Origin of the sequence: Corynebacterium phoceense (genome assembly GCF_900092335.1) — a bacterium.
Lineage (GTDB): Bacteria > Actinomycetota > Actinomycetes > Mycobacteriales > Mycobacteriaceae > Corynebacterium > Corynebacterium phoceense.
Map to the genome: position 1 here is coordinate 1,564,364 of NZ_LT596208.1, position 14,263 is coordinate 1,578,626.

15 protein-coding genes and 1 pseudogene are annotated in these 14,263 nt (G+C 59.3%); 2 read left to right on the forward strand and 14 right to left on the reverse strand.

Annotation, left to right across the window (positions count from 1 at the left end; all coding sequences use genetic code 11):
- Positions 1 to 244 precede the first annotated feature (244 nt).
- The 10 genes and pseudogenes from BN9444_RS11605 to BN9444_RS11640 form a co-directional block, all read right to left on the reverse strand.
- Entirely contained in the window at positions 245 to 1,000 is a 756-nt protein-coding gene (locus BN9444_RS11605; protein WP_066487306.1) for an iron ABC transporter ATP-binding protein, read from the reverse strand.
- Positions 997 to 1,971: an iron chelate uptake ABC transporter family permease subunit gene (locus tag BN9444_RS11610; RefSeq protein WP_068801960.1), complete on the reverse strand. Its 975-nt coding sequence runs from the start codon at positions 1,969 to 1,971 to the stop codon at positions 997 to 999. The genes BN9444_RS11605 and BN9444_RS11610 overlap by 4 nt, the downstream gene beginning before the upstream one ends.
- Positions 1,922 to 2,401 (reverse strand): annotated as a pseudogene (locus BN9444_RS13920) (iron chelate uptake ABC transporter family permease subunit); the annotation flags it as partial. The gene BN9444_RS11610 and the pseudogene BN9444_RS13920, both read right to left, overlap by 50 nt.
- Positions 2,391 to 3,371 (reverse strand): ABC transporter permease, encoded by a 981-nt coding sequence (locus BN9444_RS11615; protein ID WP_068801961.1) that lies wholly within the window; start codon positions 3,369 to 3,371, stop codon positions 2,391 to 2,393. The pseudogene BN9444_RS13920 and the gene BN9444_RS11615, both read right to left, overlap by 11 nt.
- Positions 3,372 to 3,431: 60 nt before the next feature.
- A complete protein-coding gene (locus BN9444_RS11620; protein ID WP_068801962.1) occupies positions 3,432 to 4,436 on the reverse strand; it encodes a siderophore ABC transporter substrate-binding protein in 1,005 nt (334 codons plus the stop codon).
- 323 nt (positions 4,437 to 4,759) lie between these two features.
- Positions 4,760 to 5,536, reverse strand: coding sequence for a DeoR/GlpR family DNA-binding transcription regulator (locus tag BN9444_RS11625; protein WP_233423583.1), 777 nt, complete (start codon positions 5,534 to 5,536; stop codon positions 4,760 to 4,762).
- The gene (locus BN9444_RS11630; protein WP_066487316.1) at positions 5,496 to 5,903 is read right to left on the reverse strand and encodes a hypothetical protein; all 408 of its coding nucleotides are present in this window, start codon (positions 5,901 to 5,903) and stop codon (positions 5,496 to 5,498) included. Before BN9444_RS11630 ends, BN9444_RS11625 begins: the two co-directional genes overlap by 41 nt.
- Positions 5,904 to 5,990: 87 nt before the next feature.
- Positions 5,991 to 6,299 carry a helix-turn-helix domain-containing protein gene (locus BN9444_RS15600; RefSeq protein WP_077210086.1) on the reverse strand — a complete coding sequence of 103 codons (309 nt, stop codon included), beginning with the start codon at positions 6,297 to 6,299 and terminating at the stop codon, positions 5,991 to 5,993.
- Between the two features lie 63 nt (positions 6,300 to 6,362).
- Complete coding sequence (locus BN9444_RS14370) at positions 6,363 to 6,626, reverse strand: hypothetical protein (RefSeq protein WP_141681547.1); 264 nt, start codon at positions 6,624 to 6,626, stop codon at positions 6,363 to 6,365.
- A 12-nt stretch (positions 6,627 to 6,638) separates the two neighbouring features.
- A protein-coding gene (locus tag BN9444_RS11640) for an IS3 family transposase (RefSeq protein WP_369814861.1) occupies positions 6,639 to 7,831 on the reverse strand; the annotation gives its coding sequence in 2 pieces (ribosomal slippage) (positions 6,639 to 7,549 and positions 7,549 to 7,831; 1,194 coding nt in all).
- 819 nt (positions 7,832 to 8,650) lie between these two features.
- On the opposite strand from BN9444_RS11640, the gene BN9444_RS11655 reads away from it, so the two are divergent.
- Positions 8,651 to 11,137 carry a DEAD/DEAH box helicase gene (locus tag BN9444_RS11655; protein WP_233423584.1) on the forward strand — a complete coding sequence of 829 codons (2,487 nt, stop codon included), beginning with the start codon at positions 8,651 to 8,653 and terminating at the stop codon, positions 11,135 to 11,137.
- A 37-nt stretch (positions 11,138 to 11,174) separates the two neighbouring features.
- Here BN9444_RS11655 and BN9444_RS11660 read toward each other — a convergent pair whose 3' ends face one another.
- The 3 genes from BN9444_RS11660 to BN9444_RS11670 all read right to left on the reverse strand — a co-directional run bounded on the left by BN9444_RS11660 (position 11,175) and on the right by BN9444_RS11670 (position 13,165).
- Complete coding sequence (locus BN9444_RS11660) at positions 11,175 to 12,122, reverse strand: DUF3039 domain-containing protein (protein WP_066487323.1); 948 nt, start codon at positions 12,120 to 12,122, stop codon at positions 11,175 to 11,177.
- Positions 12,123 to 12,227: 105 nt separating this feature from the next.
- The gene (locus BN9444_RS11665; protein WP_068802205.1) at positions 12,228 to 12,626 is read right to left on the reverse strand and encodes a helix-turn-helix domain-containing protein; all 399 of its coding nucleotides are present in this window, start codon (positions 12,624 to 12,626) and stop codon (positions 12,228 to 12,230) included.
- Between the two features lie 314 nt (positions 12,627 to 12,940).
- Complete coding sequence (locus BN9444_RS11670; protein ID WP_068801967.1) at positions 12,941 to 13,165, reverse strand: hypothetical protein; 225 nt, start codon at positions 13,163 to 13,165, stop codon at positions 12,941 to 12,943.
- Between the two features lie 55 nt (positions 13,166 to 13,220).
- Here BN9444_RS11670 and BN9444_RS14550 point away from each other — a divergent pair, with 55 nt between their 5' ends.
- Positions 13,221 to 13,397 carry a hypothetical protein gene (locus BN9444_RS14550; protein ID WP_154666916.1) on the forward strand — a complete coding sequence of 59 codons (177 nt, stop codon included), beginning with the start codon at positions 13,221 to 13,223 and terminating at the stop codon, positions 13,395 to 13,397.
- A gap of 236 nt (positions 13,398 to 13,633) precedes the next feature.
- On the opposite strand, the gene BN9444_RS11675 is transcribed toward BN9444_RS14550, so the two are convergent.
- On the reverse strand, positions 13,634 to 14,224 hold the full coding sequence (locus BN9444_RS11675; RefSeq protein ID WP_068801968.1) for an excalibur calcium-binding domain-containing protein: 591 nt from the start codon (positions 14,222 to 14,224) through the stop codon (positions 13,634 to 13,636).
- Positions 14,225 to 14,263 lie beyond the last annotated feature (39 nt).

Genomic DNA, 14,263 nt, shown 5'->3' on the forward strand with positions numbered 1-14,263 from the left:
ACCATCTGAAACAGACAAAAATAAAAAGTACATTGGCACACTATTGAGTTCTCAAACATCATCCGTACACTCAATCACAACCCTTAACGAGTTGCTCTCAAGCGACTTGTTCAAACTTAGTGATTGGCTTTGACTCTGTCAAATCCGAATCAACGGAGTTTGCGTTGCCGCCTCGCTGGCGACTCGGATAAATATAGGCCCGGACCTAGATTCAAACAAATCGCGAGGTCAGGGCCTTAAAAATCTAGTGGTAGCACGCCATCAAACCATTGGGTCCTTCGATGACTTGGATGGGGGTTTCGAAGATATCGGTGAGGATGTCGTCTTTCATGATGGACTCGGTGGGTCCGAACTCCACGATCTGCCCGTCCTTGCACGCGCAGACATAGTCCGCATAGCGCGCGGCGAAGTTGATGTCGTGGAGGACGACGATGATGGTGCGGCCGAGGTCGCGGGCGGCGACCTGAAGGTGCTTCATCATCTCCACGGAGTGCGCGATATCCAAGTTATTGAGTGGCTCGTCGAGGAGGACGTAGTCAGTCTCCTGGCAGAGCACCATGGCGACGTAGGCGCGCTGGCGCTGGCCACCAGAGAGCTGGTCGAGGTAACGGTCCTGGAGTTCTTCCAAGTGGAGGAAGCGGATGTACTTGGAGATGATCTCCTCGTCGCCGGCGGTAATGCGCCCCTGCGTATACGGGAAGCGGCCAAAGCCCACGAGCTGGCGCACGGTGAGTTTGGTGACGAAGTGGTTCTCCTGGCGCAGGATGGACAGCACCTTGGCCAGTTCCTTGGACTTGGTCGAGGTGACGTCGTGGCCGCCCACGGAGATGGAACCGGCGTCCATGTCGAGAAGGCGACCAATCATGGTGAGCATCGTCGACTTGCCGGCGCCGTTGGGCCCCACGAGGGCGGTGATGCCGCCGGAGGGGATCTCCAGATCGAGGGGTCCGATGGTGAGCGACGAAGAGTAGGACTTCGTCACGTTCTTTAAAGAAATCACAGTCTGCCCTTTCGCAATATGACGAACAGGAATACGGAGCCGCCCACGAGCTCGATGATGATGGAGACCACGCCTTGGGCACGGAGCACGTGGTTCATGATGAAGTAGGCACCGGTAAGCACGAGGAAGCCAAGACCGATGGCCATCGGGAAGATATAGCGGTGATCGTAGGTGTCCACGAACTGGTACGCCAGGGTGGCCACGAGGAAGCCGAGGAAGGTCATCGGACCGACCAGCGCGGTGGTCGTCGCCATGAGCATGGAGACAAGGATGAGCGTGTAGATTGCGTTGTACTTGTGGTTCACTCCGAGGTTCTGCGAGACGTCTGCACCCAAGGCGATGACGTTCAGGCGCCGCGCGTTGAGGAACAACAGGACTGTCGCGACGATCACGATGGGAATGGCCACCGAGTAGTACTCGGTGGACGCGTTGTTCACGGAGCCAAAGAGACGCGCGGTGAGCACGTCGAACTCGGAGGGCGTAAGCAGGCGCTGCATGAAGGTGGAGAGCGACCCCAGTCCCCCGCCGATGACCACACCCACGAGCAGCATGGCGTGAAGGTTCTTCTCCGCACCGGTGAGCAGCCAGGAGTAGAGCAGGAGGGACAGCAGAATCATGATGCCCATCTGCATGAGGAACGTCCCGAAGTTGCGCGAGGCCGTGAGCCCCGCGGCGCCCAGGAAGAAAACGGTCGCCGTGTTGATGACGCGGTAGAGCGCCTCGAAGCCCATGATGGACGGGGTGAGGATGCGGTTATTCGTTACCGTGTGGAAGGCGACGGTGGCCATGGCTTGGCACACGGCGACGATGGCCATGGCGGTGACGGCATCGGCGCGGCGCTCGGCGATGAGCCAGAACTTGCGGGTGCCGAATGGCATGGGGTTGTCCCAGGCGAGCAGGCCGAAGGCAAAAACTAAAGNGGCGCTGCATGAAGGGGGAGAGCGCCCCCAGCCCCCCGCCGATGACCACACCCACGAGCAGCATGGCGTGAAGGTTCTTCTCCGCACCGGTGAGCAGCCAGGAGTAGAGCAGGAGGGACAGCAGAATCATGATGCCCATCTGCATGAGGAACGTCCCGAAGTTGCGCGAGGCCGTGAGCCCCGCGGCGCCCAGGAAGAAAACGGTCGCCGTGTTGATGACGCGGTAGAGCGCCTCGAAGCCCATGATGGACGGGGTGAGGATGCGGTTATTCGTTACCGTGTGGAAGGCGACGGTGGCCATGGCTTGGCACACGGCGACGATGGCCATGGCGGTGACGGCATCGGCGCGGCGCTCGGCGATGAGCCAGAACTTGCGGGTGCCGAATGGCATGGGGTTGTCCCAGGCGAGCAGGCCGAAGGCAAAAACTAAAGCCAGACCCCAAACGACGGACAGCGTTATCCAGTATTTCTTAGTGACCACGGTTGCTCCTCACGATGACGACGACGAAGACGACGGCGCCGATGATGCCGAGGATGACGGAGACGGGCATCTCGAAGGGCGAGATGATGACGCGGCCCACGAGGTCGCAGAGCGTGACAATGCCGATACCGAGGACGCAGACCCACGGCAGGTTGGAGCGCAGGTCGTCGCCGCGGATCATGGATACGACGTTGGGCACGATGAGGCCGAGGAACGGCAGGGAGCCGACGACGACGGTGACGACGCCGGTCGCGATCGCGATAAGGCCGGTGCCGATGAGCAGCAGACGGTTGTAGTTGAGACCGACGTTCGTGGCGACGTCCTCGCCGAGGCCGACGACGGTGAGGCGGTCGGCGAAGAGGAAGACGACGATGAGCACGATGAGCACGATCCAGAGGACCTCGTACTGCCCCGAGTAAACCGAGGTAAACGAGCCCATGAACCAGATGCCGAGCTGTTGGAGCATGTCCGTTTCCAGCGCGAAGAAGGTCGAGACGGCGGAGACGACGGAGCCGAGCATGATGCCGATGATCGGCACAATGAGCGAGGAGCGCAGGGTCACGCGGCGCAGGAAGAGGAAGAAGACCATCGTGCCGATGAAGGCGAAGGCCACGGAACCGACCATGCGCACAAGGATGGTCGAGCCAGGAAAGACGACCATCGTGAAGAGTAGGCCGAGGCCGGCCCACTCGGTGGTGCCCGTCGTAGACGGCTCGGTGAAGCGGTTTTGCGTGAGCAGCTGCATCACGAGGCCGCTCATGGCCATGGCGGCGCCAGCGAGCACGAGCGCGATGGTGCGCGGCACGCGCGTGGTCATAAACATGTCAAAGCCGTCGCCGTGCGAGAACAGGTCGTACTCCCCCGTCGCCAGCGAGGCGAGCAAGAGCGCGAGCACGCCGATGCCCCCAAGCACCAGCTTCCAGTCCCACAGGCGCCGGCGGGTCCGCGGCGCCTCGAGTGTGTCAGTCATGAAAAATCCTTAAAACCGGAGGGGCAACGCGGCCGCTCCGGTGAAGGGGTCTAGCAGGGATTACTTAGCCGACTCAAAAGCGTCAGCGATCTGGTTGAGAACCTCGGTGTAGGTGATGATGTTCTCGTTGGTGTAGGTATCCTCCGGGGCCGTGATGATATGGCCGTCCTTGACGGCGGCGACGTTCTGCAGCGCGGCGTTGTCCTTGATAAGCGCCTCGCCGTGGAGCTGGCCGTCCTTGGCGCCGATGGCACCGTCGCGGTCCATGATGAAGATCCAGTCCGGGTTGGACTCGGCGATGGCCTCGACGGAGATGTCGTCGCCCTCGTGGTTGTTCGAGCCGTTTTCCACCTCGAGGGACGGCGTGAGGCCGAGCATGTCGAAGTACGGGCCGAAGAAGCGGCCTTCGTGCGGAGCGATGTAGCCGATCTCGCCGCCGGAGGTGTTCACGGCCATGATCTTCTTGGACGGATCGTAGGCCTTCTTCGCGCGCTCGAGTGCCTTGTTGAAGTCGTCGACGAGCTTCGCGGCATCCTCCTCGTGGCCGAAGATCTGGCCCAGGGCCCCAGTCTGGCGGATGAGCTCGGCCGGCAGGTCCTTGCCGTCGCGCGGCTCGAAGTCGAGCACCGGCACCTCGTCGCCCACGAGCTCCTGGAGGTCCTCTTGGTACTGCTCGAAGCGCTGGCCGTTGATGACGATCTGCGGGTCCGCGGCGACGAGCGCCTCAAGGTCCGGCTCCTTGTGGCTGCCCAGGTTGGCCTCGACGGTATCGGCGTTGATCTTGTCCGAAAGCGTCTTCGGCACGAGCTTGATCGGCGCCGCCACGATGTTGACGCCCCAGTCAGCGAGGATTTCGAAGGAACGGTTATCCGTCACGGCCACGCGATCATATGGGAGGGTGAGCTCGTGGGAGCCGATGTTGTCTTCGATGGTGAGCGTGGTGGCATCGGCAGCAGTGGCCGAGGTCTCCATGGACTGAGAGGACTCCGTGGAGGAGCAGGACGCGAGCAGCGCGGCGGCGGTCACGGTAGCAACGGAGGCAACAAGAGTGCGACGAATCGTCATTGCGAGATAGATCCTTTTCATTTCCCGCCCAGAGCGAGATTAGGAGAGCGTATGTTTACGAAAGGTACCCTAACCAAACTTAGGCAAGACACGCAAGGGGGTACCCCCATCCATCGAAAGATGGAGTCCACCCCACGCAGCAGAACTCTCGGACGGGCTTTCTCTCCTCGGCCTNCCCGGAGCCTGGTCACCGGGCCGCCCACCTCCCCCGCCCCGTCGCCGTGGCCGCCCGCCCCGCCATCCGCCTGCGCCGGCGCATGTACCTGCAAAGGATCGTCGCCGACCTCGAGGACGCGGACGAGGAAGGCTCCTACTACTAAGCCTTATTTACCTGCGGGCACCGTAATCACGTGCACGCCCAGCTCGCGAATCTGCGCGAGAATGTCCGCTGGCGCGTCCGTGGTCGTGACCAGCTGATGCAAATCCTCGATATCGCCAAACCGAAACGTCGAGACATGATTAAGCTTGCGCGGCGCCACGGCCAAGATGCGTCGCGTTGCCGCGCGCATCGCGGCGCGTTTATTCTCCGCATCGTCATACGTTGTCGTCGCCAGCCCGTGTTCCAGCGACGTCGAACACGACCCCAGCACCACCACGTCTGCGCGAAATTCCCGCAAGGCGCTCGCCACCGCGACGCTGGACAACGCCAGCGTGTCCGGTTCGACCTGCCCACCCGGCACAAAGATATTCGCTCCCGGCTTCGCCCCGAGCGCCGCCGCGGAATGCAGGCTCAGACACATTGCCGTAATGGGCCGGCCAGCCAGCCGCTGCGCAATGGCCTGCACCGTCGTGCCGTTATCAAAAATCACCGCGTCATCATCTGCAATTAACTCCGATGCCGCCCGCGCAATCGCCGCCTTCGCCTCCGGGTCTTCTGCCTGCCGCGCCCGGAAAGGCTTGGGCGTTCCGCACCGCTCGACCCGGCGCGCCCCACCATGCGTGCGCACGAGCAACGACAAAACACAACTTTCACCCCACATAGCCAGCATCCCCCTGGCAGAGGTCAGGCCAGACATGGTGAAACAATCCCAGAAGCGATAGCCCCGGACGAGGACCGCATTAACCGAAAAATTCGGCAAATGCTTCAGGTGCGAAAGCATTCTCCATGTCTTTGGGGAAAGGTACGACAGCGCGATCGATTGAGGCAGCCAATTCGTTGAGCTTCAGCTGCGTCGCAGCCAGAGTGCGCGGTCCTGCCCACGACGACAGAATTTCCACTTGCTGCTCCTGAGTCGCTGGTTCAGAAAGCATATAAACGCCCCGTACCGCAGCAACGATGTCCGCGTCATCTCCAGTACGATTCACGCAGACCTCGAGTCCAATTGCATCGTCTGCGAGATGTACTCCGAAAGTCATCGTTACGTTGATGGGAATCTCTTCCCCATTGCTGCTGAAGCTTTTTGCTTCAGCGCTGACTTTCGCTACGGAATATGATTCGGAGATTATCAGCTCCGTCCCCTCACCCATGCACCTTGCTCCTTGTTGTCGTTCTAAAAGACGGTCCGCGGCGCGGAGAGAACTCCGATGTTAACGGATCCCCAGTAGCGATAACCTTCATCTGAAAATGGGTCGTACTCGGGGGCGAGGGAGAATGCACCGCGGACGGTTCAACTTCTTGGAAGCTGTGAACCCAGGCCGACATGGAGAGCTCAGCCCCACGGCCTTGGCATACCGCCGAAGAGTAGACATCGTAAAATTCGATTCGCCTTGCTCAAAAGCAACAATTACGTCGCTTTCTACTCTGAGCGCGGCCGCCACCTCGTCGATAGTTCGACCGCTATCTTGGCGAATTGCTCGCAAGTCATCAACCAGTTTAAGTTGAGCACGGGCATTGACCCGCCCGAGCGAGTTTCGACTTCTCATGGGACACCACCTCTCCGTCTACATAGCCTTCGGTCCCCACATAGCTTTTAGTCTGAGTATAAATTAGCTTTCGCGCAGGTACCTAAGACTAAATTGCTTATGGTCGCGAGTCCAGCGTCGCGCCTCATCAATCGCACCCTTGATGTGGGAATCTTGCTTGCCGCGTTTCACTTTCTTTTTGCGCACCTTTTTCCCACGCAGGCTGGAGAACAAGACATCATCGGTCGGCTCACTGGTTTCGGCATCATTCAAATCATGGAAATAGGATCGCCAGAGAATTCCGTCTTCTTCGTTGAAGGAGGGGCCTGACCCCTGGAAAGTAGACACGTCGGGGGTTAGCTATGCTGCTTGGGTCAGTGTAGCTGATGTGAGTGCTTCGAAGTCATCGGGGGCTAGAAGGTTGCACCAGGAGTGTCGTCTGCGTGTGTTGTAGCGCATGCACCATCGGAAGACTTCCTGCCGGCAGATAATGGGATTATCAAAGACTTTCCGATCACGTAGCACTTCACGTTTTAAGGTGGCGTTAAATGACTCTGCCAGGGCATTATCGGCACTAGTTCCCACCGCGCCCATGGATTGGCGCACACCAAGTTGGGCGCAGTGGTCCCTAAACGCCTGTGAGGTGTACACACTTCCATGATCAGAATGGAAAATAGCCCCGTCAAGGCTTCCGCGGACTGTGCTGGCATGGGACAAAGCCTCGATGACCAGTGAGACACGCATGTGGTCTGCGAGTGCATAACCTGCAAGTTTTCGTGAATAGGTGTCAATGACCGTGGCAAGGTACATGTTCTTACCGCCCTTACACGGCAGGTAGGTAATGTCGCCGACATACACACGGTTCGGCTCGTCAGCGGTGAATGTACGGCCTACTAAATCTGGCATGACACGGTGACCAGGCTTACGCCTAGTGGTGATGCATCGACGCCGTTTGCTAAAGCCTTTTAGCCCCATGGATTTCATGATGCGTGCGACCTTCTTATGGTTGATCGGGCCGAAGTCCGTATCGTCGTTGAGGCTTGCAGCGATGCGTTTAGCACCATAAAGCCCGTTCTCATCATCGAAGATGGCCTTGATTCTTGCACCAATAAGGGCATCGGAATACATCTTTAACCTGCGATTTTCGCGGGTGTTGACCCATTTATAAAACGAGGAGCGATTGAGCTTTAACACATGGCACATCCGCTTGACCGAATACTCGGTTCGGTGGTCATAGACAAACTGGAAGCGGATCACCAGCGTGTCTCTTCGGCAAAATATTTCGCGGCCTTGCGCAGAATATCGCGTTCTTCGCGCAGCTTCGCGTTCTCTTTTTCTAGCTGGCGGATTCGCTCGGAATCAGTCGTCTCCTTGGCGTTGTCGCGCATGGCCTTCGTGCGGGCACGTTTGCCGGTGCCGTATTGCTGAAGCCAGGAGAAAAGCGAGGAACGATTGACTCCAAGCTCTGCTGAAGCCGCGTGAAGTGAAAGGTCCTCATTGTTTTCATAGAGGGCCACAGCATCACGTTTGAACTGTTCGGAGTACCTAGGCATGGTGGTAGATTACCTTTCTTCCCAACCCAACCGGGCTGGATATCAGGTGTCCACCAAACAGGGGTCAGGTCCGAGCTTCCTTGAAAACGAATTTCTCCGTACCACGGGATTTGCCCACTTGCTGCACGCCAACGACGCAGTGTTCTTTCCCCCACCGGACAACGATAACTCCCACGTCCACGACCAGTCTCCGCATTGTCAGCAACCGGAAGTCCACGTTGAACCGCTCGATCGAGAAGCTCATCATACAAATCAGCCGCAGCTTCATCGTTTTCGCACAGCTGCTCGTATTCAGATTGATAGCGAGGCGCCTCATGTACTCGGGCACCCGGCTCATTCAAGCGGCACAGTTCATCATCCATGTAACGGTCCTCTTCTAATTCCAAAGGTCTTGAATTGTGATAGTTAATTTTAAACGGCGCACTCGACATGAGCGCCTGCCCTTGAATCCCCGTTACGCACCCAGGTCCGTCAGGAATTCACCCCTGAAGCCTCACCGCAATCCGTCCCCAACGTTCATGCCAATCTCGTCCTCAGCTCACAGCTGCGCAGCGCTCGTTCCACTGCCCCACTTTTGTCAGCCTTTCACAAGGCACTCTCACAGCGATTATCTTCGTTAACGTTAAAGCGCGCCCCGCTCCAATGCCGAAGTCACTGAAAGACGAGCCCTCCCGCGCCCTCACAGCAGCTCTTGTATGGACCATCAGGAAAACCTATGCCCACGAATAGAGCCGCCCGTACGCTACTTCGACTAAACGCCTTCTCCTTGGCCAGAAACAAGCTCACATCGACACCAGTTCTTGTTATTCTCACCTCATCATGACCGCGTCCCACTCACCCCAGGCCTCCAGCCCAAACAACACCGAACTCGACGCACTACGCCTCCGCGTCGAAGGGCTGGAACGTGCCCTCCTCGCCCTCGCCGGTGTTTCCTCCGTCGAGGAACTCCTTGAGCAGCACGCAATTCCTGATGCACCAATCAACCTTGCGCAGCCCACGGAATCTCTACCCGACGTCCCTGTTTCACCAACACCAGCCGCCCGCACTCGGATGTCAGGCGAAGTAACAAAAGACTCCTCCACCGCGGAGAAAATGGCGCTCTACATGTCGCGCTTCCGCGGCCGCCAGGACATCCACGCCATCGCGTGGACGAGCAAGGACGGCCAGAAGAAGGCCTGGTTCCCCGCCACGCGTCACACGAAGTTCAAGGATGACCCATCACCGGAGAACCTCCGCCCACTCGACGCGTCGGTCATCACCAAGCATCTCACCCGCACCGAGTTCTTCGCCGGACTCTACCCCTTGCTTCCCGATGACACCTGCTATCTCCTCGCCTGTGACTTCGACGACGGCGACTTCCAACAAGACGCCCTCGCCTACGCCGAACAATGCCGAGCCCACGGACTCGATCCGCTCATCGAGGTCTCTCGCTCCGGCGCCGGCGCCCATGTCTGGATCTTCTTTGAGACCGCGGTTCCCGCGCAGCTCGCCCGCCAGGTTGGTCTCGGTTTACTCGCAAGCTCTCCACGTCCCGTGAAGTTCTCGAGCTACGACCGCTTCTTCCCTGCCCAAGATCGGCTGCCCGTCAACGCGCGCGGCCAGGCCCAGCTGGGCAACCTCATCGCCCTCCCGCTGCAGGGCAACCATCGCCAGAAAGGCACTACCGTCTTCGTCGACGACGATTTCCATCCCTTCGACGATCAATTCGCCGTTCTTTCCTGCACCCGCCTCGCCACGCAGCACCAACTTCAGAAGATCCGCGATGCGCTCTACACCGACCACGATCCCGAGAAACTCCCCTCTCCACCCTGCAAGCAACAGTTAAAGAAAATCGCCAAGACCAACAAAGCCAAAAGCGACAAAGACCGGAAGGCCTCCGTCACCCACGACGCCCTCGTCCACATCGCCACCGCCAACCTCGACACCGCCACGCTCAATGCCCTGCGCCACCTGGGTGTCTTCCCCAACCCCGAGTTCTACAAGCTCCAAAATCAGCGCTTTTCCACATGGGGCAAGCCCCGCGTCATCGTCCGCTATCAGGAAGACGCCAGCCCACACGGCAAGCACGAGCTCCTCCTCGACCGTGGTCTCCTCGAGCCAGCCATCGACATTCTCAAAGAAGCTGGCTACACCATCACCCGGCGCGGCCACACGCCCAAGCCGCCGAAGATTGACGCCACCTTCACCGGCGAGCTCACCCCGCCGCAGAAGAAGGCACTCAACGACATTTCAGCCCACCACACTGGTGTCCTCGTCGCCCCACCCGGCACCGGTAAGACCGTCATCGCCTGTGCACTCATCGCGCGCCGCCGCGTTCCCACCGCCGTCATCGTCAAAACCAAGGAACTCGCCGCGCAGTGGCACGATCGCCTCACACGTTTCCTCGACGTCTTACCTGGCACCAAAGCCAAGCCCACCCACGTCGTGGACATCGTCAGCGCCGTCGCGCTCGGCCGCAAGGACACAGACGCTTCTTTTCTCGAAAAGTACGGTCACGTCATCGTCGATGAGTGCCACGGCGTCGCAGCACCGGGACTGACCGCTGCACTGAGCAAGCTCAACATCCGCTATTGGACGGGGCTGACCGCCACGCCCTACCGTTCCGATGGTCTCGATCGCCTCATCACCATGCTGCTCGGACCCATCCGCCACACCATCGCGCCCCAGCGCACCACCCGGCGCGAGTACCACCCTCACCTCACCGAGTTCACCCACGAGATCCTCGGCCCTGTCGACATGACGGAGATCTACAACGCCCTTGCTGCCGATGCCGCCCGCAACGCCCTTGTCATCTCCGTCACCGCCGCCACAGCGCAGGCTGGCCACAACGTCCTCGTCCTGTCCAACCGCCGCGCCCACGTCGCCGCGCTCACGGAGGAACTTCGCCACCAGCTCCCCGATGCCAACGTCTTCTCCCTCACCGGCGGCCTCACCCCCGCCGAGCGCCACGACCTCCACGCCCAACTCGACGCCTCGACACACTTCGTCCTCGTCGCCATGGACAAAGTCGCCGGCGAGGGCTTTGACCTCCCCACCATCGACGCCCTCGTCCTCGCCTCCCCCATCTCTTTCAAGGGCAACATCATCCAGCGCATCGGCCGAGTGACCCGCGGCGAGACCAACGCCACCGCCACCGTCCACGACTTCAACGACTACAACTGCCCTCCCCTGGCCACAATGTTCAAACGCCGCCAACGCGTCATCAAAAACGAAGGCTTCGACATTATCCCCGTCACCGGCACCCCGGACACACCGCTTCCGCTCTCGCCTGCCGACGTCTCCGCCCCCAGGACCGCAGGTAGCTGAGACACCGAATGCACTACGGAGCGTGACATTTTCTCCGCTAATTGCCCAATGGTAGCTTCGGCAATGCAGCATACAGCGCCTCGCACTGCGGACATGCCGGCAGCGAGTCTGCGTCTTGTGTGGGAACGAAATAGACTCCACACAAGGAACGCACACCAGTCCCATCTATGATCTTACTTGCTAAATGTTCACGGTGTGTGAAATGTGCGACGGCCCCGAGTTCTACCTCCGCGAGGGTGCGCATCACATCATGCGTTTCTAGCTCGGAAATGCGCTTGTCGAGACTCCCCGGCTCTTCCATTTGATGAAACGCGTCCCCAACACGATCCCAGCCTTGTGCGGGCGGGTAGACCGAAGCCAATACACGAACGATGAGCTGCCAATAGAGCTCCTCGTTGAAGTTGACTCCACGCTGCGGAAAGAACTCAACGATGACTTCATCTGCGGCGATGCGGTCCTCGCCCCGCACCAATTCCACGTACAACTCGACGGTCGCGAACCTCCCCAATCGCGCTAGCGGATGGTTCACGTCAAAGCGCGCTATCCCACCGCCACAAATCTCCTGCAACGCAACCAGCACCTCACGCTGGATATTGAGTTCCCACTCCGTACGAATACGCGCCGCCGTCTCCAACTTCAGCAAACGTTTATCGTCTTCCGTCGGCAATAGCCGAGTAATAGTACCGTTGTGCTCCTCACGCTCCACAAATTTATAGAAGTCGTCATTGTCCTCATGACCACCTTTTGCACGCCCTGCAGCAACCAGCCAGCACACTCCTGTTCCAGGATCGGTCCACACCCCGCCTCGCCACTGAGACTGCTTTATCTCCAGCAGACGAATGGAGACAGCACTCCCAATAGCGCCCACGTAGTTATCGGCGGACGCTGTGTCGGTGAACGATTCGGCGGTCTTCCTTATGATCGGATGTGCGAGCTCGCTTAACGGCAATAAATCTTCGTAACGCTCATCACCCACCGCACGCATGACGAACGATTCTTGCCAGCCGTCCCTCAAGTCCTCTTTAAGTACTCGAAGCGTGGGACGCCCGCGTCTACTATGCATAGCCCTTTTCGTACCGCAGAACCAAAACTAGAGCAAGTCCGCAATCGTTGCATCTACTGCACGCGTGGTTTGCTGCTGGCGTGCCAGACGCTGTGCCAGTTCAATACGATCCGAATCGCGCTGCTGCTCGAATAGGGCGAGGTCGACTACACGAATGCGTCGATGCGTGCCTACCTTAAAGTAGGGAATTTTTCCCTGATCGAGAAGGCGATTGAGAAATGTACGGCTCATACCGAGCTGCTTAGCTGCCTCATTCGGCGACAACGCAGCATCTTCCTCTGCGCTCAGCAGATTGCCACCGTTACGAAGCACCTCTGCAATGTTCTGCATAAGAGTACGTACAACCGGCGATTCGCTCGCTTTCGCAAGCGCGTCAAACTCCTCCAGCTGCTGAGGAGTCATCTTTTCGTCCTGGAGAATACGCATGGTCAACCTCTGCTTCAACACAACATAGTGTGTAGCAATCTCACTACACCATCTGTCGTAAGTGACACTACCGTTAAGACGGGAAAGTGTAAAGCAGTTTGACATGACACTCCCTGTGACATTTAAACCCTGATACCTGTTCGAACGCTTCGGCATCCCATGCCGGTCGCGTCCGCTAGCGTGGTGTAACAACGTCCCGCCCTAACAAGGCCGTCATGACGGCATCCCAATCCGGCTTGGATGACGACACTGTGGAGTTCTTCGTCGACGGCGAGGGCTTCAGCTTCGCGGATGTAAACCCGGACGAGGATTCCTCACATACTTTCACCAAGATCTCCAGCAAGACTTTCAAGTTCGGTGATCCCTCCGAGGCCGTCGCGGCGTCCACGTTCACGAACAACGTCGTCGATACCCCGGAGCTGACCATCCATATTCACGACCACCGCGTCGTTCCCGCCGGCGAGCCTGGCAAGGACCAGGGCTCGGCTCCCATCATCCTGTTCGAGTTCACCGCCACCAATAAAACGAACGAGCCGCACATGCTGCTCCTACTCTCCGGCTACTTCCGCGCCCTGCAATCAGAGCAGTTTGCCGGTGCCCCTTCCTCACCAAGACTCCATCGGCTCACTTGTCAACGAGGTCCCCATGGGCGAAAGCGTCGAAAGCGCCATGGCGTTCGTCCGCGAGGACACCACCAGGCCCGTCGAGCTCATCGTCCACGACCGCCTCTGCACCAGGGCGCTCGGCCGAGCCGCCTATCCGGTCAGCTAGCCTCAGCTTTCCGATGCCCCCTTACCCCAGCCCGGCACTCCCCTCACCGCTTGTCATCATCGCTGCTCCACCGCGAAGCACATCGCCGGGTATCCGTTGGCCCCGCTCTTAGTTGCCTAGACCCCAAAACAAAAAGAGGAAGCGCCGCAATCGAAGCGTTTCCTCTTTATCTATCTGTCGGCTTTCCGCCTCACTTGGCTTCGCAGCCCCGAGGTATCAAGCCAGCAATCTAGTGCTTATTCACACGCAACACCATCGTTGTCGCGGTCGAGAGCCGAACGGTACCCCGGCTCGCCGCGGTACAGCGGAGCCTGGCCAGCAGCCCGCACGGCCGCACAGTTTCGGTAGTACGTCGACGCCGGTGCAGGAGCCGGCGCCGGAGCGTTATGCACGCGAGCCGGGACCGGCGCAGGTGCGGGAGCCGGTGCAGGCGCTGGCGCAGGGGCCGGTTTGGGAGCCGGAGCCGGTTTGGGAGTGGGGGCCGGTGCAGGCTTGGCAATCCGCGGCGGATTCGGGATAATCCCCGGCAGCGGATTCGGAATCATACGCTGCTGTACGGCCCAGAACACTCCGCCGCCAATCAGCCCGAGCAAAGCAACGACACCAACAATCGAGCCAACGATGATGGCCACGTCCGGCTCGTCATTTTCATTCGACTCATCAGAGTCGGATTCCTGGTTCGCATCGTTTCCATTTTCAGGGCTCACCACGGTCGAATTTGTTGAATCGTCGGTGGTCGAGGGATCAAGATTCTGCGCATACGCCGGAGAGACAGCGCCGAAAGAGAGGGCCGCTGCAAGCAGGAGGCCGAGAGATTTCTTCTTCACAGAAGGTATTATGACTCTAGTCAGCCATTTGCCAGAAAT